The organism is Aquitalea aquatica, assembly GCF_013911085.1.
GTDB classification, from domain to species: domain Bacteria; phylum Pseudomonadota; class Gammaproteobacteria; order Burkholderiales; family Chromobacteriaceae; genus Aquitalea; species Aquitalea aquatica.
Map to the genome: position 1 here is coordinate 156,506 of NZ_JACERN010000006.1, position 19,957 is coordinate 176,462.

17 protein-coding genes and 1 pseudogene are annotated in these 19,957 nt (G+C 63.2%); 14 read left to right on the forward strand and 4 right to left on the reverse strand.

The window, feature by feature from the left end:
* Positions 1-52: 52 nt before the first annotated feature.
* Entirely contained in the window at positions 53-1,177 is a 1,125-nt protein-coding gene (locus H2Z84_RS02520) for a porin (protein WP_181834585.1), read from the reverse strand.
* 411 nt (positions 1,178-1,588) lie between these two features.
* On the opposite strand from H2Z84_RS02520, the gene H2Z84_RS02525 reads away from it, so the two are divergent.
* From H2Z84_RS02525 to H2Z84_RS02580, 13 genes and pseudogenes are all read left to right on the forward strand, one after another.
* Positions 1,589-2,590 (forward strand): LLM class flavin-dependent oxidoreductase, encoded by a 1,002-nt coding sequence (locus H2Z84_RS02525; protein ID WP_181834586.1) that lies wholly within the window; start codon positions 1,589-1,591, stop codon positions 2,588-2,590.
* 30 nt (positions 2,591-2,620) lie between these two features.
* Positions 2,621-3,961, forward strand: coding sequence for an LLM class flavin-dependent oxidoreductase (locus H2Z84_RS02530; RefSeq protein ID WP_181834587.1), 1,341 nt, complete (start codon positions 2,621-2,623; stop codon positions 3,959-3,961).
* A complete protein-coding gene (locus H2Z84_RS02535) occupies positions 3,961-5,172 on the forward strand; it encodes a M20 aminoacylase family protein (RefSeq protein ID WP_181834588.1) in 1,212 nt (403 codons plus the stop codon). The genes H2Z84_RS02530 and H2Z84_RS02535 overlap by 1 nt, the downstream gene beginning before the upstream one ends.
* A 39-nt stretch (positions 5,173-5,211) precedes the next feature.
* Positions 5,212-5,754, forward strand: coding sequence for a GNAT family N-acetyltransferase (locus H2Z84_RS02540; RefSeq protein ID WP_181834589.1), 543 nt, complete (start codon positions 5,212-5,214; stop codon positions 5,752-5,754).
* Positions 5,755-5,812: 58 nt separating this feature from the next.
* A pseudogene (locus tag H2Z84_RS21210) lies at positions 5,813-6,709 on the forward strand (amino acid ABC transporter permease); the annotation flags it as partial.
* 153 nt (positions 6,710-6,862) lie between these two features.
* Positions 6,863-7,612 carry an amino acid ABC transporter ATP-binding protein gene (locus tag H2Z84_RS21070; RefSeq protein WP_226034256.1) on the forward strand — a complete coding sequence of 250 codons (750 nt, stop codon included), beginning with the start codon at positions 6,863-6,865 and terminating at the stop codon, positions 7,610-7,612.
* An 83-nt stretch (positions 7,613-7,695) separates the two neighbouring features.
* Positions 7,696-8,634, forward strand: coding sequence for an ABC transporter substrate-binding protein (locus H2Z84_RS02550; protein ID WP_181834591.1), 939 nt, complete (start codon positions 7,696-7,698; stop codon positions 8,632-8,634).
* A gap of 269 nt (positions 8,635-8,903) precedes the next feature.
* Positions 8,904-9,896: a fatty acid desaturase gene (locus tag H2Z84_RS02555; protein WP_181834592.1), complete on the forward strand. Its 993-nt coding sequence runs from the start codon at positions 8,904-8,906 to the stop codon at positions 9,894-9,896.
* 32 nt (positions 9,897-9,928) lie between these two features.
* The gene (gene osmF, locus H2Z84_RS02560) at positions 9,929-10,855 is read left to right on the forward strand and encodes a glycine betaine ABC transporter substrate-binding protein OsmF (protein WP_309545426.1); all 927 of its coding nucleotides are present in this window, start codon (positions 9,929-9,931) and stop codon (positions 10,853-10,855) included.
* A gap of 30 nt (positions 10,856-10,885) precedes the next feature.
* Positions 10,886-12,046 carry an ABC transporter permease gene (locus H2Z84_RS02565; RefSeq protein ID WP_181834593.1) on the forward strand — a complete coding sequence of 387 codons (1,161 nt, stop codon included), beginning with the start codon at positions 10,886-10,888 and terminating at the stop codon, positions 12,044-12,046.
* The gene (locus H2Z84_RS02570) at positions 12,039-12,971 is read left to right on the forward strand and encodes an ABC transporter ATP-binding protein (protein WP_181834594.1); all 933 of its coding nucleotides are present in this window, start codon (positions 12,039-12,041) and stop codon (positions 12,969-12,971) included. Before H2Z84_RS02565 ends, H2Z84_RS02570 begins: the two co-directional genes overlap by 8 nt.
* Positions 12,968-13,714: an ABC transporter permease gene (locus H2Z84_RS02575; protein ID WP_181834595.1), complete on the forward strand. Its 747-nt coding sequence runs from the start codon at positions 12,968-12,970 to the stop codon at positions 13,712-13,714. Before H2Z84_RS02570 ends, H2Z84_RS02575 begins: the two co-directional genes overlap by 4 nt.
* A gap of 4 nt (positions 13,715-13,718) precedes the next feature.
* On the forward strand, positions 13,719-14,516 hold the full coding sequence (locus tag H2Z84_RS02580; protein WP_181834596.1) for a phosphate/phosphite/phosphonate ABC transporter substrate-binding protein: 798 nt from the start codon (positions 13,719-13,721) through the stop codon (positions 14,514-14,516).
* 14 nt (positions 14,517-14,530) lie between these two features.
* Here the strand turns inward: H2Z84_RS02580 and H2Z84_RS02585 are convergent, their stop codons facing one another.
* From H2Z84_RS02585 to H2Z84_RS02595, 3 genes are read right to left on the reverse strand one after another with little or no spacing between them, the layout of a single operon-like run.
* Entirely contained in the window at positions 14,531-14,953 is a 423-nt protein-coding gene (locus H2Z84_RS02585; protein ID WP_181834597.1) for a BLUF domain-containing protein, read from the reverse strand.
* A gap of 22 nt (positions 14,954-14,975) precedes the next feature.
* A complete protein-coding gene (locus tag H2Z84_RS02590; RefSeq protein WP_181834598.1) occupies positions 14,976-18,074 on the reverse strand; it encodes a response regulator in 3,099 nt (1,032 codons plus the stop codon).
* A gap of 31 nt (positions 18,075-18,105) precedes the next feature.
* Positions 18,106-19,263, reverse strand: coding sequence for an FIST signal transduction protein (locus H2Z84_RS02595; RefSeq protein WP_181834599.1), 1,158 nt, complete (start codon positions 19,261-19,263; stop codon positions 18,106-18,108).
* 245 nt (positions 19,264-19,508) lie between these two features.
* Between H2Z84_RS02595 and nikR the strand changes: the two genes are divergently transcribed.
* A complete protein-coding gene (nikR, locus tag H2Z84_RS02600) occupies positions 19,509-19,955 on the forward strand; it encodes a nickel-responsive transcriptional regulator NikR (RefSeq protein ID WP_181834600.1) in 447 nt (148 codons plus the stop codon).
* The last annotated feature ends 2 nt before the right edge of the window (positions 19,956-19,957 follow it).

Consider the following 19,957-nt stretch of genomic DNA (forward strand, 5'->3'; position numbering starts at 1 on the left):
TCGCAATGGTTTGGGCAGGAAGCAGCCCCGCCAGCAGGCGGGGCCGTGCTGCTTAGAAATACTTGGCCAGGCTCAGGCTCAGCGCGCTTTCGCTGGCCACACCATTGCCGCCCCAGTTGGCACGGCCATACGAGGCATAGGCCTTGGTCTGCTTGGACAGCGTGTAGATGGTGCCGACCACATACTGGGTGTAGCCAGTCTTGTCGATGTCACTGCCGCCCACGCTCAGGTCATAGCCCTTGGTCAGCGAGACATAGGGCAGCCACGGGCCGATGTTGTAGCCGAAGGTGAGCACGGCCTCACGCGCCTTCACCTCCTGGCTGGAGGCCGCCGCGCTGGCGCTCAGGCCACTGGCCGCCAGGCGGGCATTCAGCACATTCACGTTGTAAACCACGCCCGGGCTGTCGACGAACTTGCCGCTGCTCACCCCCAGGTAGCCATTCACGCTCTGGAAGCCCAGCGCCAGGTAGATCGGGTCGCTGATATAACCAGCCTCCACCCGCCACCAGTTTTTCACGGCACCGGTCTGGGCTGAGCTATTCACCTGCTGGGCATCGCCCTTGTTCTCATAGCTGAACTTGGCGAAGTAGCCGGCCTGCTCGTAGCTCAGACCCAGATTGAATACCTGATTGTTGGTCGGGTTGCCGCTGCTGTCGTTGGCGCGCTTTTCATCGGCACCCCAGGTGGTGGTAAAGCTGAAACCTGCCAGATTGGGGCTGTCGTAGCGGATGGCGTTATTGATGCGTCCGTCCAGCCGGGTGGAGTAAATCTGGCCGGCCACGCTGCTGTAGGAGCCCGGATCGATATATTCCATGTCGAGGTTGGCGTAGTCGGACAGGCGACCCAGGCGAATCTTGCCCAGCTCGCTTTGCAGGCCGACAAAGGAGTCGCGGCTGGCGAAGGTATCCGTACCGCTGCCATCAACGTGAATGCGGTTTTCCACCTGCCAGATGGCGGTGACGCCATTACCCAGATTCTCGCTGCCCTTGAAACCGATGCGCGAGGTGTTGTCATCTACCCGCCAGCTGCTGAAGGGCTGGCCGTTATTGGTGGTGGCTGAATAGCTTTTCACATTGGACAGGTTGCCAGCGATTTTGCCGTATACGGTGACGCCATCATCGGCATGGGCCAGCAGCGGCAGAGCCGCCATGGTCAGGGCGAGCAGTTTTATTTTCATGATCAAGTCGCGATTAAGTTGGAAAAGAGAACATCACAGGCCGCCAGTGCAGAATGCGTTGTCGGTGGCTGATGGCTATTGTTCCGCAATGTTCCCGTTTTATTAATCAAGAAAATATTATTAGTTAATCAGTTGTCGTGTCATTGCAAACAGGTGGCTGATATTGTCTGGGAAATGACTGTGAGGGGTGGGTGGTGTTGATGCAGCTCTGTGTTTCAAGGCTTAGCAATATTTATGCTGGTTCTTTTCATTATCGGTATAAGCATTTTTCAGAATGTACCAGCTGATTTTTTTATAAAAAATATTTGCCGGGTCGATTAATAAGCTTATCTTTTTAACTTATGGATTTGCTATTGATATTAAATTGTGGCGGGAATAGATTTTGTGGCGTCAATCAAGTGGTGCACACAAATGTCTTATTCACTGTCGATTCTGGATAAAAGCCCCATTCCCCCTGGTGCTAGTGCGGCCGATGCGCTGGCCAATACTGTGGCGCTGGCCAAACTGGCCGAGCAACTGGGCTATTACCGTTTCTGGGTGGCCGAACACCACAGCACGCCGTTGCTGGCCAGCTCTGCACCGGAAGTGCTGATCTCCCACATCCTGGCGCATACCAGCCGCATCCGCGTGGGCAGTGGCGGCGTCATGCTGCAGCACTACAGCCCGTACAAAGTGGCGGAAACCTTCAATCTGCTGGCGGCACTGGCGCCGGGCCGGGTGGATCTGGGCGTGGGCAAGGCCCCCGGCGGCCTGCCGTTCAGCACCCGTGCCCTGCAGCACTATCACGATGCCGCCCGCAAGCCTGATTTCAGCGCCCAGCTCTCTGAACTGAATGCCTTCCTGAACGAAGGTCAGCCGGAAGGCCACCCGCTGGCCGGTGCCCAGGCCACGCCGCAGCCGCCCATTACGCCGGGGCGTTTCCTGCTGGGCGGCAGCCCGGACAGCGCCCGGCTGGCAGCCCGCCTGGGCTGGGATTTCGCCTATGCCGGCCACTTCAATGGCGACCCTTTGAATATCCAGCAATCCATTGCCGTGTACCGCCAGTGGACCGGCAAGGTACCGGCGCTGGCGCTGTATGCCTTTGTGGCGGAAACCCGCGAACAGGCGCAGGCGCTAGTAGGCGAGCTGAAGCTGTTCAAGGTGACGCTGGAAGATGGCCGCAGCGTTAACGTGCCCAGCCGTGAGGCGGCCGAAGAATTTGCCCGTCAGGCTGGCAGCAGCCAGTACCAGCTGGAAGAAAAGCATCCGCACGTGATTGCCGGTACTGCCGGAGATGTGCGCGCCGAGCTGGATTCCCTGCACCAGAGCTACGGCATCCGCGAATTCATCATCGATATCCCGGTGGCCCAGTTTGCCCTGCGCCGCGCTTCCATTTCCCTGCTGGCCGAGGCGCGCGAGCCGCTGGCCGCCTGAGCTGACTGATCACCATTTTTGGAGCTGAACATGAGCAAACCCATTACTTTCGGCATCATGCTGCACGGCGCTGGCGGCCACATGCACGCCTGGAAACACCCCAGCGGCCCGGCGGATGCCAGCGTGAACCTGCAGTTTTATATCGATACCGTGCAAAAAGCCGAAGCCAACGGCATTGCCTTTGCCTTTGTGGCGGACGGCCTGTACATCAATGAAAAATCGATTCCGCACTTCCTCAACCGTTTCGAGCCGATTTCCATTCTGTCGGCGCTGGCCAGCGTAACGCGCAAGATCGGCCTGGCCGGTACCGTGTCCACCTCCTACAGCGACCCGTTTACCGTGGCGCGCCAGTTCGGCTCGCTCGACCTGATCAGCGGTGGCCGTGCCGGCTGGAATGTGGTGACCACCCCGCTGGAAGGCACGGCGCTCAATTACAGCCGCCCGCATCCGGAACATGCGCTGCGTTATGAAATTGCCGACGAATACCTGCAAGTCACCCAGGGCTTGTGGGACAGCTGGGACGACGATGCACTGCCGCGTAACCGTGAAACCGGCCAGTTCTTCGACAAGGACAAGCTGCACACGCTGAACCACAAGGGGCGTTTCTTTCAGGTGGCCGGGCCGCTGAATATCAGCCGCTCGCCACAGGGCCAGCCGGTGATTTTCCAGGCCGGCTCTTCCGATGCCGGTATTGGCCTCGCGGGCAAGTATGCCGACGCGGTGTTTACCCACTCGCCGTCCATCGCGGAAACCCGCGACTTCCTGCGCAAGGTGAAAACCAGCGCCGTACTGCATGCGCGCCAGGCGGACGATGTGAAAATCTTCCCCGGCATTGCGCCGGTGGTGGCCGCCACCGATGCCGAGGCTGCAGCCAAGTTCCGCATCATCCAGCAACTGCTGACCATCGACGATGCGCTGGCCTATCTGGGCCGCTTCTTCGACCACCACGACTTTACGCAGTACCCGCTGGACGAGGCCTTCCCGGAGCTGGGCGATATTGGCCGCAACAGCTTCCGCGCCACCACCGACCAGATCAAGGCCCGCGCCCGCGAACATGGCCTGACCCTGCGCCAGGTGGCACTGGAAGTGGCCACCCCGAGCAGCAATTTTGTCGGCAGCGGTGAAAAAGTGGCGGCTGAAATCATCCGCTGGGTGGACGAGGGCGCAGCCGACGGTTTCATCCTGGGCTTCCCGGTGGTGGCCGAAGGGCTGGACGACTTCATCACCCATGTGTTGCCGGTGCTGGAAGCCAATGGCCGCTTCAAGCGCCAGCTGGACGGCCGCACCCTGCGCGACCATCTGGGCCTGCCGCGCAAGCAAAACCGTTACCAGCAAACGGCTGACGATAGCAGCCAGCAGCAGGTGGCCTGATGAATGCAGCATTAGACAGCGCCGTGTTGCCGCGCAGCCTGCAGATCGAAACCGGCATTGCGGCTGCCAATGCCGAGTTCGTGGCCCTGCGCCGCGACTTGCACCAGCACCCGGAACTGGCGTTTGCCGAACACCGCACCGCCGGCAAGGTAGCCGCGCTATTGCAGCAGTGGGGCTATCAGGTGACTACCGGCATTGCCGGCACCGGGGTGGTGGGCAGCTTGCGCCGTGGCAGCAGCCAGCGTGCACTCGGCCTGCGCGCCGACATGGATGCGCTGCCCATCCACGAAGCTACCGGCCTGCCGTATGCCAGTCAGAACCCCGGCGTGATGCATGCCTGCGGGCATGACGGCCACACCGCCATCCTGCTGGCCGCCGCCCGCTTTCTGGCGCTGCACGGCCAGTTTGACGGCACTTTGCAGCTTATTTTCCAGCCGGCGGAAGAAACCGGCAGCGGCGCACGGCGCATGCTGGAAGAAGGCCTGTTCGAGCGCTTTCCCTGCGATGCGGTGTTCGGCCTGCACAACTGGCCCGGGGTGAGTTGCGGCCATATCGGCTGCATCGAAGGCCCGGCCATGGCCTCGGTAGACCAGGCCCACATCACCGTGCACGGCAAGGGCGGCCATGGGGCCGAACCGCATAACACGGTGGACCCGGTGCTGGTGAGTGCCCACCTGATTACCGCGCTGCAGTCGGTGGTGTCACGCAATGTCGACCCGCTGGACATGGGCGTGCTCACCGTGGGCAGCATCCACGGCGGCCATGCGTCCAATGTGATACCGGACAGCGTGGAGCTGAAACTGACCGCCCGCACCTTCCGCCCGGAAGTGCGCAGCCTGCTGCAACAGCGCGTGCCGGCACTGGTGGAGGCACAGGCCGCCAGCTTTGGCGCACGTGCCGAGGTGGATTACCGCCTGGGCTTCCCGCCGGTGTGCAATCACCCGGCAGAAACCGCACTGGCGCGTGAAGTGGCGCAGGACACGCTGGGCGCGGCGCGGGTGGAAGAGGCCTTCCGGCCGCGCACCGCCAGCGAGGACTTTGCCTTCATGTTGCAGGCACGACCCGGCAGTTTCGTGTTCTTCGGTAATGGCGACAGCGCCGGGCTGCACAACCCGCGCTACGACTTCAACGACGCCATCCTGCCGCTGGCCGCCAGCTACTGGGTGGCCCTGGCCGAGCGCTACCTGCCGCAGCCAACGGCGGCCACATAACAAGCGACAGCCAGACACACATCGCAATGGACCGAGCACATGCGTGACTACTTTGTTTACACCACCACCACCGACCCGCGCGCCAGCGTGATGCTGGCCGAGCTGACGCAGGAATACGACGCACGCTACGGCGACTTGTTTAGCCCCGGAGGCGCTGCAGAGGAAATGCGCCGCTATCCGCCGGCAACCTTTGCTCCGCCGCATGGCAACTTTCTGTTGCTGCTGCGGCAGGGTCAGGCGATTGCCGGTGGGGCCTTCAAGCGGCTGGATGAGCACACCGCCGAATTCAAGCGCATCTGGACCCACAGTCAGTTCCGCCGTCAGGGCTTGGCCGGGCTGGTGTTGCAGGAGCTGGAAGCGCAATGCCAGCGCCAGGGCTACCGCCAGATTTACCTGACCACCGGTTGCCGCCAGCCGGAGGCGGTCGGGCTCTACCTGCGCCATGGCTATCAGGCGCAGTTCGACCCGGCGGGTGATCTGGAAGCCTTGCGCACCCTGCCGTTTACCAAGGCAGTGCCATGGCTGGCCAGCGCGCCATCCCATGCTGGCTACTTGACAGAACTGGCCGGTATTGCCGTTTGAAACCGCTTTGACTTGCTTGCCGAGCACCCACCCCGGCTTTTGCACAGGACAAGACATCATGAGTGAAATTACCGAAGTCGGCGAAATCGCCTTTAGCCATTCACTGCCACGGCAGGCAAACGCGCCTGCGGTGGCCGAGGCCAGCGGCAGCAACCGCTATGCCGGGCTGCGCATCATCCCGGCGCGTTACCCGGCGCGCATTGCCGGCAGCGTGCTGGCTCTGTTGTTGCTGGCCGCCATCGTCAGCTCGGTGGCCACCAATCCGCGCTGGGGCTGGCCGGTGTTTGCCGAATGGTTTCTGGCCGCCCCGGTGCTGGAGGGCCTGGGCCGCACCTTGCTGCTGACCGCCATCGGCACGGTATTGGGGTCGGCGCTGGGCACGGTGCTGGCGCTGGCGCGGGTATCGCGCTCGCCGCTGCTGGCCAGCCTGTCGTGGAGCTATATCTGGCTGTTCCGCTCCATTCCGCTGATCGTGCTGCTGCTTATCCTCAACAACCTGGGTTATCTGTACGAAACCATCAATATCGGTGTGCCGTATACCGGCATCAACTGGTTCAGTTATTCCACCACCGAGCTGATCAGCCCCTTTGCCGCTGCCGTGCTGGGCCTGAGCCTGAACCAGGCGGCTTTCTCGGCGGAAATCATCCGTGGCGGCATTTTGTCGGTGGAGCAGGGCCAGCTGGAAGCAGCGGCCGCGCTGGGCCTGCCACGTGGCCGGCAGATCTTCCGCATCGTGCTGCCGCAGGCCATGCGCACCATTTTGCCCACCGCCTTCAATGACATCATTGGTCTGGCCAAGGGCACGGCCAATGTCTACATCCTGGCGCTGCCGGAGCTGTTCTACACCATCCAGGTGGTGTACCACCGCAATCTGGAAGTGATTCCGCTGTTGATGGTGGCCACCGTGTGGTACCTGATCATCCTTACCGTACTGTCCACGGTGCAGGTGCAGGTGGAACGTCGCTATGCGCGTGGCGCGCTGCGCCAGCAGCCGCAGTCGCTGTGGCAGCGTGCCCGTCAGCGCTGGTGGCCGGCTGCTGCTGGCGGTAGTGCGCTCATTGCGCAGCCGGTGTCGCTGACCGAGCTGCCTGCCGTCAAAGGTGGCGAAGTGGCCATTCATGCCGTCAGCAAACGCTATGGCCAGCAGCAGGTGCTGGATGACGTGTCGCTGACTGTCCCGCCCGGTAGCGTCACCGTCATCATCGGGCCCTCCGGTTCGGGCAAGTCCACCTTGCTACGCAGCATCAATCATCTGGAGCGGGTGGATGGCGGTTTCATCGCCATTGACGGCGAGTTGATCGGCTACCGTCAGCAGGGCCACGCGCTGCATGAGCTGAAGGAAAAGGACATCCTGCAACGCCGCGTTGAAGTGGGCATGGTGTTCCAGCACTTCAACCTGTTTCCCCATCTGACTGTTCTGCAAAACCTGATTGAAGCGCCCATCGCGCTGCGCGGGTTGAGCCGGGCCGAGGCCGAAGCGCAGGCGCGCCTGTTGCTCAAGCGGGTAGGGCTGGCCGACAAGGCCGCTGCCTGGCCGCGCCAGCTGTCCGGCGGCCAGCAGCAGCGCGTGGCCATTGCCCGTGCGCTGGCGCTGCGCCCCAAGGTGTTGCTGTTTGACGAACCCACCTCGGCACTCGACCCGGAGCTGGTGCAGGAAGTGCTGGACGTCATCAAGGAGCTGGCGCGTTCCGGTACCACGCTGATCATCGTCACCCATGAAATCGGCTTTGCCCGTGAAGTGGCCGATACCGTGGTGTTCATGGAGCAGGGCCGCATCGTGGAAAGCGGCAGCCCGGAACAGGTATTGCGCCAGCCACAGCAGCAACGCACCCGAGAATTCCTGGCCCGCGTGCTCTAGGGCCATGGATAAAACATTTGCCATCGACCAAACCATTCACACACCGTCACGACCACAAGCAAGACCACAACAAGGAAAGCATCATGTCGCGTAACACCCATCTGCCGCGTCGTACCGTACTGGCTGCCCTTAGCCTCACCCTGCTGGCCCCGCTGTTTGGCCATGCCGCCAGCAGCATCGACCTGAGCCCGCAGCAAAAAGGCCAACCCAGTGCCCGCCCGGTGCCAGAGGCCATCAAGCTGCTGCCCAAGGATGTCCGCTTCGTCAAAGACAAGACCCTGGTGGTGGCCATCGCCGGCGGCATTTTGCCACTGGGAGGTTTTGCCAATGATTCCAAAACCATTATCGGGGCTGATCCGGACATTTCGCGCCTGGTGGCCGGTGGCCTGGGCCGCAAGCTGGAGCTGGTGAACGTGGCCTGGGATGATTGGCCGCTGGGCCTGCAGTCCGGCAAGTACGATGCGGTGATTTCCAATGTCACCGTTACCGAGGCGCGCAAGGAGAAATTTGATTTCTCCACCTATCGCAAGGATTTGCTGGGCTTTTACACCAAGTCGGGCAGCAAGCTGAAAATCAATGCACCCAAGGATGCCGCCGGGCTGAAGGTGATCGTGGCTGCCGGCACCAATCAGGAGCAGATCCTGCTGGAGTGGAACAAGAAAAATCTAGCGTCCGGGCTCAAGCCCTTGCAAGCCCTGTATTTTGATGATGAAGCCGTGGCAAGGGTAGCCTTGCAGTCCGGCCGTGCCGATGCCTGGCTGGGCCCCAATGCCATCTATGCACTGGAGGCGGCACAGACCGGCAAGGTGAAGCTGGCTGGCACCTTCTCTGGCGGTTGGCCGCTGACCGCGGATATCGCCGTCACCACCCGCAAGGACTCCGGCCTGGCCGCAGCCATTACCAAAATCATCAATACCCAGATTGCCAACGGCAATTACACCAAGGTGCTCAGCCGCTGGGGCCTGAGTGCCGAAGCGGTGAGCGAATCGCGCACCAATCCGCCCGGCCTGCCCAAGAGCTGAGAGCGTGTTTACGATCGGCGATACTCGGGTGATCCTGCGTTGAAATGTCGTTCAAAATGCGCATGGACTCCCTGTCCATTGTGCTTTTTCACGCCCTTTCGCCTTGTCTGACCCTTCGTTCGCTAAATCGTAAACAAGCTCTGCCACGTCAACCTGACATCGCCAACACGTTCAGTGTTGGCGTTTTTCTGCAATGCTTGTCATTTTTTCTTGGTTTGGCGGCGGCGGGGGCAACACTATAGTGGTCGGCTCATTCTAGGAGCCGACTCATGTATTGCTCATTGCAACATGCCGGTTTGCATTCCGGCCGCCTGTATCGCGAAGGTTCTGCCATTCCCGACTCGCGGGATGGCGACGTTGCGCCATCAGTACCCGCCGGGCAGTCCGGCTCGCGGGCCTGGCTGGCGCGGCTGGAGCTGCCCACCTGGCTGCTGATTGCCGTCATCTACGGCGGCTGGTTCGGCACGGCGGCGCTGTGGCGCCAGCTGGGGCCTTGGCTGGGCACGCCGCTGCTGATTGTCTTTACCAGCTGGTATATGTCGCTGCAGCACGAACTGATTCACGGCCACCCCACGCGCCATGGCTGGCTGAATGCCTTGTTCGGCCAGCTGCCGCTGGCAGTGTGGTATCCCTATGCCGTCTATCGGGACAGCCATCTGGCCCATCACCGTGATGAAAGCCTGACCCTGCCGGGGGTGGACCCGGAAAGCTACTACCACGCCAGCTTGCCAGCAGGGGCCGTGGCCCGTGGCCTGCTGCGCTGGCGCAACACTGCCGTGGGGCGTTTGCTGCTGGGGCCGGCCCTGGGCTGGCTGGCCACGCTGCGTGCTGCCGTGCGTAGCGGCCAGCGGCAACAGCTGCTGGTATGGGGCAGCCATCTGCTATTGTTGGGCCTGTTGCTGCTGTGGTTGCGCCAGGCTGGTATCGCGCCATGGTATTACCTGTCGTGCATTGCCTATCCCGCACTGGCGCTGGCCATGGTACGTTCCTTTTACGAGCACCGGGCCGTGCCCGATGCGGCCGCCCGCTCGGTGCTGAACGAAGCGGCCTGGCCGTGGCGCTTGCTGTTTCTCAACCTGAATTATCATCTGGTGCACCACCTGCATCCTGGTCTGCCTTGGTATCGCCTGCGTCAGGCTTATCTGGCCGAACGCCAGCATTACCAGCAACTCAGTGGCGATTTTGTCGAGCAGGGCTACCTGCCGCTGCTGTGGCGGCATCGTCGCCGGCCGGTGATCGATACGCTTCATCCCTTTGCCTGAACGGCTGCTGTTCATCCATCAAGAGGAATACCATGATCCACGCAAAATTTTCCCGTCGCTGGCTGTTGGCCGCTCTCGCGCTGAGCGCTTTTTCCGGCCAGAGCATGGCGGCCGATGCGGTACGGGTTGGCTCCAAGATCGACACCGAAGGTGCCTTGCTGGGCAATATCATCCAGCAGGTGCTGGAAGCCAATGGCATCAAGACCGTCAGCAAGGTGTCGCTGGGCAATACCAAGGTGGTGCGTGGCGCCATTACTGCTGGTGAAATCGACATCTATCCGGAATACACCGGCAATGGCGCGTTTTTCTTTGCCGATGAAAGTAATCCGGCCTGGAAAAATGCCGAGGCGGGCTATCAGCTGGTGAAAAAGCTGGACCAGGAGAAAAACCGCATTACCTGGCTGACGCCTGCGCCGGCCAACAATACCTGGGCCATTGCCATCCGCAAGGATGTGGCGGCAGCCAACAAGCTGAAAACGCTGACTGACCTGGGCAACTGGATCAACAAGGGCGGTCGCTTCAAGCTGGCGGCATCGGCCGAATTCATCGAACGCGCCGACGCGCTGCCCGCCTTCCAGAGCGCCTATGGCTTCAAGCTGAAGCAGGACCAGCTGCTGACGCTGGCCGGTGGGGACACCTCGGTCACCATCAAGGCTGCAGCCGAGCAGACATCCGGCGTCAATGCCGCCATGGCCTACGGTACCGATGGCCCGGTGGCCGCGCTGGGCCTGGTGACGCTGGATGACGTCAAGGGTGTGCAGCCGATTTACGCGCCCGCGCCGATCATCCGCAGCGAGGTGCTGGCCAAACAGCCCAAAATCGCCGCCGTGCTGAAGCCGGTATTCCTGTCGCTCACCGGCCCCACGCTGCAGAAGCTGAATGCCAGCATTGCCATCGGAGGCCGCGATGCGCGCAAGGTGGCGCAGGATTACCTGAAGAAAAAGGGCTTTATCAAGTGAGCGGGCGCTTCTGGCCTGCAGGGGTGATGCATGCGTCTGTATAGCCGGGTGCGCCTGCTGCTGGTGTTGCTGTCGCTGGCGGCGGCGCTGGGCCTGCCCTTGCTCACCTATGCGCCCAACCGCCTGCTGACCGGGCAGGGCATCGCTCTGCTTGATTTGCTGCAGGGCGGCTCCGGCCTGCGCTGGCTGGTGCTGCTGCCAGTCTTGCCGCTGCTGCTGGCACCGTGGTGGCGGCCAGCTGTGCTGCGCGAACGGCTGGTATATCTGGCAGCGCTGTGGCTGGGTGCGGCGCTGTGGTGGCTGGCCGGCAGCGAGGCCACGCTGCGCGCCGGCGGCGAGGATGCGCTGGCGCGGGTGTCGTTTGGCGGTGGCTTCTGGCTGTTGCAGTTGTTGCTGTTGCTGCAGCTGGCCGAAGCACTGCAGGTATTGGCTGGCGGCCTGCCGCGGCGCGTGTTGCTGCTGTTGCTGGCCCAGCTGCCGCTGCTGTGGCTGTTGCTGTCCGGCAGGCTGGACAGCCTGTCGCTGCTGCGCGAGTACCACAATAACCAGGACGCGTTTGACGATGCCCTGTTGCGCCATCTGCAGCTGGTGCTGTTTTCCGTGCTGCCGGCGCTGCTGCTGGGCGGCGCGCTGGGGGTGTGGGCCTATCGCTCGGCCCGCTTTGCCCGGCTGCTGTTTCCCGTACTCAATGTATTGCAGACCATTCCGTCGATAGCGCTGTTCGGCCTGCTGATCGGCCCACTGGCCTGGCTGGGCCGGCAGTTGCCCGGCCTGGGCATTGCCGGCGTCGGGCTGGCACCGGCCTTGCTAGCGCTCAGCCTGTATGCGCTGTTGCCGGTGGTGCGTGGCACGCTGGCCGGCTTGCAGCAGGTGCCGCCTGCGGTGCGCGAGGCCGCGCGTGGCATGGGCATGACACCGTGGCAGATCATGCTGCAGGTGGAAACCCCGCTGGCGCTGCCGGTGTTTCTCAGCGGCCTGCGCATTACTGCTGTGCAGGCGGTGGGGCTGGCGGCGGTGGCGGCGCTGATTGGAGCGGGTGGCTTTGGCGCCATCATGTTCCAGGGCCTGTCGGCCAGCGCACTCGACCAGGTATTGCTGGGGGTGTTGCCGGTGCTGCTGCTGGCCTTGCTGGTGGACGTGGCGTTTCGCCTGCTGATTGCCCGGCTGAAAGGGGCTGATGACCATGCTTGAACTCAAGGCAGTAAACAAGTTTTTCAATGGCTGGCAGGCGGTGGCCGATGTCGACCTGCAGGTGGCCGCCGGCGAGCTGGCGGTGCTGATCGGCACTTCCGGCTCGGGCAAATCCACCACGCTGAAGATGATCAACCGGCTGATCGAGCCGGACAGCGGCAGCATACGGCTGGCCGGCGAGGATATCCGCAGCCAGCCGCCCGAGGTGCTGCGCCGTCGCATCGGCTATGCCATCCAGTCGGTGGGCCTGTTTCCGCACTGGACGGTGGAGCAGAACATCGCCGCCGTACCGTCCCTGCTCAAATGGCCGAAAGCCCGTATCCGCGAGCGGGTGGTCGAGCTGCTGGAGCTATTGCACCTGCCGGCAGCACAGTATTTGTCGCGCTACCCGCACCAGTTGTCGGGTGGTCAGCAGCAGCGTGTCGGGGTGGCGCGTGCCTTGGCGGCCGACCCGGAAGTCTTGCTGATGGACGAGCCATTCGGTGCGCTGGACCCGGTTACCCGTGGCACGCTGCAGCAGGAGCTGCTGCGCATCCAGGCCCTGTCCGGCAAAACCATCGTGCTGGTGACTCACGATATCGACGAAGCCCTGTTGCTGGGCCAGCGTATCGTGCTGATGGACAAGGGCAGGGTGGTGCAGCAGGGTTCTGCCCAGGATTTCCTGCTGCATCCGGCCAGTGATTTCGTGCGCGACTTTGTCGGACAGAGCGATGTCGGCGTGCGGCTGCTGGGGCTGGACACCGTGGCCAGCCGGATGCGGCCGCTGCAGCCAGTCAGTGGCGAGCCGATTGCTGCCTCCGCCACGCTGCGCGAGGCGCTGTCGGCCTTTGTCGCGCGCCGGGTCAGCAGCCTGCCGGTGATTGATGCACAGGGCCAGCCGGCTGGCGTGCTGCATTTTGCCGACTTGCTGCCGGTGGCCGCATGAAGCCGGCCCGTCTGCCTGCGGCCTTGTGGCTGAGCAGCGGCCTGTTGCTGGCCTTGCTTTACCTGTTGCCGCACAGTGCCGGCCTGTTTGCCTGGCTGTTTCCCGAAGTGGAACGCCCGCTCTATACCCAGGACAGCTTTGCCAACCTGGTGCTGGCGCATTTGCTGCTGGTGCTGGCCTCCAGCCTGATTGCCGTGCTGGGCGGGGTGGCGGCCGGCTTGTTGGCCAGCCGACCGGCCGGGCGCGAGTTCCGCCCCTTGCTGGACAGTGTGCTGGCCATCAGTCAGGCGCTGCCGCCGGTGGCCGTGCTGGCGATTGCCGCGCCGCTGATCGGTTTTGGTGAATGGCCGGCACTGATTGCGCTGGTGCTGTACGGCCTGTTGCCGGTAACGCAAGGTACGCTGGCCGGGCTGGCCTCGGTGCCGGACAGCGTGCTGGAAGTGGCGCGTGGCCTGGGCATGGGGCGCTGGCGCATTCTGTGGCAGGTGGAGCTGCCGCTGGCCGCCCCGGTGTTACTGGCCGGGGTGCGTACCTCGGTGGTGATCAATATCGGCACGGCCGCCATTGCCTCTACTGTGGGCGCACGCACGCTGGGCCTGCCCATCATCGTCGGGCTGAGCGGCTTCAATACTGCCTATGTGCTGCAAGGGGCGCTGCTGGTGGCCTTGCTGGCCATCGTGGCCGACCAGTGTTTCGACTGGCTGGCCCACCGCCTGTCGCCGCATGTCGGCGTGGAGCACTGAGGCCATGGCCTGGGCCAGCCTGCCCATGTATCCGTGGCCGCAGCCCTTGACCGAACACTACTGGCAGTGGCTGCGTCAGCGTCTGCAGCAACTGGGCGAGCAGGCGCTGCCGGCCTCCCTGCACTGGCCGCAGGATTATCTGGCGCACTGGCGTGAGCCGGGCATGCTGCTCAGCCAGTCCTGCGGCTATCCGGTTTCCGCACTATTGCCGGCACAGGTGCAGGTGCTGGGAGCCTTTCATTATCAACTAGCTGGCTGTGCCGACTGGCGTTATAGCAGTGCGCTGCTGGTACGCAAGAGCGACGCCGGGCTTGCTCTGGCCGATTTTCATGGCCGGCGTGCGGTGTGCAACGAGCGGCATTCGCAGTCGGGCTACCACGCCTTGCGCGCCGAAGTGGCCGTGCTGGCCGGGGTGCAGCCGTTTTTTTCTCACGTCAGCTTTTCCGGTTCGCATCGCGCCTCGGCCGGCATGCTGGCAGCGGGCAAGGCGGATATAGCCGCAGTCGACTGTGTCAGCCATGCCTTGCTGGCACGGCAACAGCCACAGCTGTTTGAGCAACTGGCCTGCATCGGCCATACCCGCTTGCAACCCGGATTGCCCTTGATCACTGCAGCGTCCACGCCTGCCGCGACCGTCGCACGGCTACGCCAGGCTATTCGCGATAGCCTGCATGCGGTCGAACTACAGGCTTTTTTCCGGGAGGCAGCTATTGATGGCTTCAGCCCGCTGGATCTGTCCGACTACGCCTGCATTGCAGATACCGCCGCACACTGGCGTGCTGCGGGCATGGCAGAGTGGTAAGGCCGTTGGCCGGTTTAGCTGTCCAGCCCGGCGATGGCGCGGAGGATGGCCAGCCCCTCGTCCGGGGAGGCAGTCAGCCGCTGCGGGTCGAAACCCTGCTCGAATACCGGGGCGAACTGCGGCAGGGCGCTGGCAGTGGCCGCATCCAGCTGGCGAAAACCCATATGCCACTGGCTGAATTCGCGCTGGTGGATGGGGGTGCGCAGATGCGGCTCGATGGCGTGGTGACGTGGATCGCGGGCAATGCGGGCATAGGTGGCATCCACGGCGGCCGGGCTGCCTTCCAGTAATTGCAGAAAGCTGCCATTGGTGTACAGCAGCAGGCCGGTGACCGCATTAGCCTGGTTGTTGGCAATGGATTGCTCCAGGATGGCGGTCAGTTCCGCCGGGCTGAAATCGGCGCTGGCGGTACTGGAGTAAATCAGCTGGATCAGCATGGGGTTCATTCCTGTCAGAGGGTCAATCCTGCGTGGGTGGCCTGGCCAGCAATGCGGCACGCAGCAGGCTGAATTGCTGTTCCAGCGTGCTGAACAGTTGCAGCTGGGCGGGCAGCTCGGCCTGATTGGCGATTTTTTCCAGTTGGGCGGCTGCGTTCACCATCGGTGTGGCACCAAACAGCGCGGCGTTGCCCTTGATGGTGTGCGCCAGCCGCTTCACTGCAACTGGGTCGGGCTGCTGGAGAGCCCGTTGCAGCTGGGCCATTTCCTGTGGGAAGGACTCAAGAAAACTGGCGGCGACGATATCGATGACTTCAGGGTCCTGCTGGCGCAGGCTGGCCTGGTAGTCGAAAGCCGGGCTGCCGGCAGGCGCGTAGCGCTGCAATAGCTGTTGCAGGTCGGCGGCACGTACCGGCTTGCACAGATAGTCGTCCATGCCGGCGGCCAGGCAGTGTTCGCGGTCACCCGGCAGGGCATTGGCGGTCATGGCGATGATGGGCAGGTGCTGGCCGGCGGCTTCCTGCTGGCGATAGTGGCGGGTGGCTTCCAGCCCGCCCATCACCGGCATCTGCACGTCCATCAACACGACGTCGTAGGGCTGGCTGGCCAGCGCATCCAGTGCCTGCTGGCCATCTTCGGCCAGCGCCACCTGATGGCCCCAGCGGCTGAGCAGGCTGAGGGCCAGTTGCTGGTTCACCTGGTTATCCTCCACCACCAGGATGCGCAGGCTGGCGTGCGCTGCCGGTATGCCAGGCGCGCTGATGCTGGCCGGTGACGGCGGCGGTAGCGTACCCAGTGCCTGCAAAATGGTCTGATGCAATTCTGATTGCAACACTGGCTTGGCCACATGGCAGCTGATGCCATTGGCGCGATACTGCTCGGCGCCGTGGCTGCCGGCCGAGGACAGCATGATCAGCACCGGCGGCTCTGCCAGTTGCAGCGCGTGGATGCGGCTGGCGGTTTCGAAGCCGTCCATTTCCGGCATCATGCCGTCCAGCAACACGAAAGAGTAGCCGGGTGAGGCGCTGGCCAGCTTGGCGAGGCCGGCGGCTCCGCTGTCTGCTTGCTCTGCCTGTACTCCCCAGTTGGCCAGGGTTTCCTGCAGGATGTCGCGGTTGATGCGGTTGTCGTCGATGATCAGCGCGCGGCGGCCATGCAGGCCGTCCGGGCTGAGCGGGCGCGGCAGGCTGGCCGGGTCGACGCTGGCGAAACGCACGGTGAAGTGAAAGGTGCTGCCCTGGCCTGGCCGGCTTTCCAGCCACATCTGGCCATGCATCATCGATACCAGTCGTTTGCAGATGGACAGCCCCAGGCCGGTGCCGCCGTATTTGCGCGTGGTGGAGCTGTCTTCCTGCACGAAGGCTTCGAAAATGCTTTCCTGCTTGTCGCGGGCAATGCCGATGCCGGTATCGCAGACCGAGAATTTCACCACGACCTCGCGGCCATCCTGTTCCAGCAGGGAGGCGCGGATCAGCACTTCGCCGACGCTGGTGAACTTGATGGCATTGGACAGCAGGTTAAGCAGGATCTGCCGCAAGCGGCCGGGGTCGCCCAGCAGCACCGGCGGAATGTCCGGGGCAATGCGGCAGGCCAGCTCCAGCCCCTTGCCCTCCGCCCGCATCGCCATGTTTTTCATGGTGCTGCCCAGCACCGCTTCCAGTTCGAAGGCGGTTTCTTCTATGGTCATCTTGCCGGCTTCCAGCTTGGAGAAGTCGAGGATGTCGTTGATGACGGTGAGCAGGGCTTCGGTGGAGGATTTCACCACCGTCATGTATTCGCGCTGTTCTCGGTTCAGTGCGGTGTCCAGCGTCAGTTCGGTCATGCCGAGGATGCCGTTCATCGGCGTGCGGATTTCATGGCTCATATTGGCCAGGAATTCGCTCTTGGCGCGGTTGGCCGCTTCGGCCACTTCGCGGGCGTGGCGCGACTCGCGTTCGAGGATTTTCAGCTCGGTAATGTCGGAAATGGTGCCGATCAGGCCGGCGATGGAGCCATCCGGTCGCGTCAGCGTGGCCTTGTGGAAAATACCGTCGCGCACTTCGCCGTCGGGCCGCTGCACGCGGGATTCGTAGCTGTGGCGTGACACTTCCTGCAGCAATTCGTTGTCGCGCTGCTGGTGGTAGCTGGCCAGCTCGCTGTTCATCAGCTCGAACGAGGTCTTGCCGATGAATTCCTGCCGCGAAATGGCGAAGTATTCTTCGAATGCCCGGTTCATCAGCCGGTATTTGCACTCGGGGTCCTTCACATACACCGGCAGCGGCATGGCTTCGACCAGCTCTTCGACGAAGTGCAATTGTTCTTGCAGGCGGTCGCTGGCCTGGTGGCGCGCGGTGATGTCGGTGCGGATGGCCACGTACTGGTAGGGCCGGCCGTCGTCATCCAGAAAGGGCACGATGGTGGCCGCTACCCAGTACAGGCTGCCGTCCTTGGCGCGGTTGCGGATTTCGCCGGTCCACACCTTGCCAGCACTGATGCACTGCCACATCTCGGCGAAAAAACCAGCTGGATGCAGGCCGGAATTGACCAGGTTGTGGTTCTGTCCTTGCAGCTCGTCCAGGCGATAGCCGCTGATCTGGCAGAATTTGTCATTGGCATAGGTAATGCTGCCGTGCCGGTCGGTAATGCTGACGATGGCATGCTGGTCGAGGGCGAATTTCTGGTTTTCCAGCGCCAGTTGTGCCTGGCGGATGGCTTGTTGGCCGCGCTGGCGGTATTGCACCAGTTCGGCCACCACGCTGATCAGTGCTTCCAGGTCGCCGGCCTGGGCGGCGTTGTCGGCCATGCCGGTTTCGTTTTGCAGCAGGCGCACGGTTTCGCGCAGGCGGCTGATGGCGTGTTCGCGGCCGGCCAGTTCTTGTTGCAGGCGCTGGTTGGCGCTGCTCAGTTCGTCGGAACTGAGCTCCAGGCTGCGGGTGCGCAGGCTGATGTCGCGGTCTTGCTGGGCATAAGTGCTATTGACCCGCTCCAGCAGGCTGGCCAGCCCCTTGAGCGCAGTGGCGGCCGGTGGCGAGACGGCGGCGCTGTCTGCCAGGCTGGCCAGCTCGGCCAGTACCTGTTGCAGTTGGCCGTCGTCGGCGATGCCCAGTGTGCGCCGCAACTGGCGCATCAGAATGTTTTGCATGAATTCCCTGCTGGCGCCTGCTGCGCTCGCATCAGTCGTGGGCGCCTGCCGTCTCGGCAAGCGTGGTAATGGTCATGGTCTGGTTATGCAGGCGACAGGGCTGGCCCGGGGCGAAGGGACTGATTTCGCCATTGGAATAAAAGCCGGCCAGCACGGTGTGGCTACCCAGTTCGTCGGCCACGGCTTCGATTTCTTCATCGACCCGGTCGCCCATCACCAGCTTGCGGCCCACGCAGGACACCAGCAGGGCGAGGCTGTCGCCGTGCACTGGCTGGGCCAGGCTAGCCGCGCTGGCGGCCTGTTCTGCCCCATGCACCAGGTTGTCGGTGCTGGCATGCATCAGCTTGAGATAACAGCCGGTGTGCACCTCGCCGGCCAGCGTCAGGCTGCCGCTGGCCTCATCCACGCCCAGAATGGTGCGGATCACGCCGGCATCCTGCTGGTTTTCACCCAGCATGGAGAAAGGGAACAGCAGGCCGGAGCCGGGCAGGTCGGCCGCATATTCACCCAGATAGCGCTTGTATACTTCCAGCGCTGGTGTGCCATCCAGCTCGTACAGCACGTTTTCCTGGCAGCGTGTCACCTGGCGCGCCGGGCCAAAGGTGGTCCAGCCACCATAGGAGCCATGACCCAGGCGCAGTTGCTGGCCATACAGGCCGACTGCCACCAGCTGGTGATCCGAGCTGCCGTGTTCGTTCAGGGTAAAGGTGCGGCTGAAGGCGGCGTTGTCGCCCGCCAGCCCACCTACTACCGGCAGCCGTGTGCCCAGCACGCTGCTGATGCCTTGCAGCAGGGCACTGCCATTGATGGCCACGCCCTGGCCCAGCACCAGTACCATTTGCAGGTCATCCGCCGCCAGCTGCCGTGCCAGCCGGGCGCCGGCAGCGGCGGAGTCGGCCATATCATGCAGGGGCGTGACGGCAGGCTGGACGCGGGTATGGGCAAAGTGGATGGCGGTGACCACGGTGGAGTGGTCATCCACACCCTGGCTGGAGATTTCGCCAGCGGTGGAGCAGCCCAGCAGCAGGCTGTCGGGAAAAGCCGCCTGCAGCGTGGCCAGCCCCTGTGTGTCGGCGAAAAAATCCAGTGCGCCGAATACCAGCAGCAGTTGCGGATCAATCGCGCGCAGGGGCTGCAAGCGTTCTGCAGCGGGGCGGCTGTTGGGTAGGCAGAGCTGGCGGATGCGCATGAATGGTTTTCCTTGTGGTTACTGCCATGGGGATGGCATGTGAACCCTGTCATCTTAGTTAATCGGCAGGCCGCACGGGCAGCAGAATGCAGCATTGTGCCGTTGCAGGCGGAATATCGCATTTTTCCATATGGGGCGATATGACATCGGTCATGCCGGCCGTGCTTTGCCCGCCACGGGCAGGGCAAATGCGCCAGTGGCGGCGGCGCTCTGCTATGCTCGGCCTCTGTTTTCAGGAGGCAGACATGCAAAGAGTGACGATTTCGCTCAGCGACGAGCTGGCACAGGCTTTTGACGAACTGATGGCGCGACGTGGCTACAGCAGCCGTTCGGAGGCGGTGCGCGACATGCTGCGGCGGGAACTGGGCGAGGAGGATCTGGGGCGTGGTGCGGGCGGCCCCTGCGTGGCGGTGCTCAGCTATGTGTTCGATCATCACGAACGCCAGCTGTCATCGCGCCTTACCGGTCTGCAGCACGATCACCACGATATGGCCGTCGCCACCATGCATGCCCATATCAATCACGATGACTGCATCGAAACGGTGATTCTGCGTGGCGACAGCGCCGAGGTGGAAAGTTTTGCCCGCTCGGTGATTGCCGAAACCGGTGTGCGCCATGGTCAGGTGCAGCTGATCCCGACGGCAGCGGCCGCCAAGCCGGGCATGGGCTACCGCCGGCCGGGCAAACGCTGAAG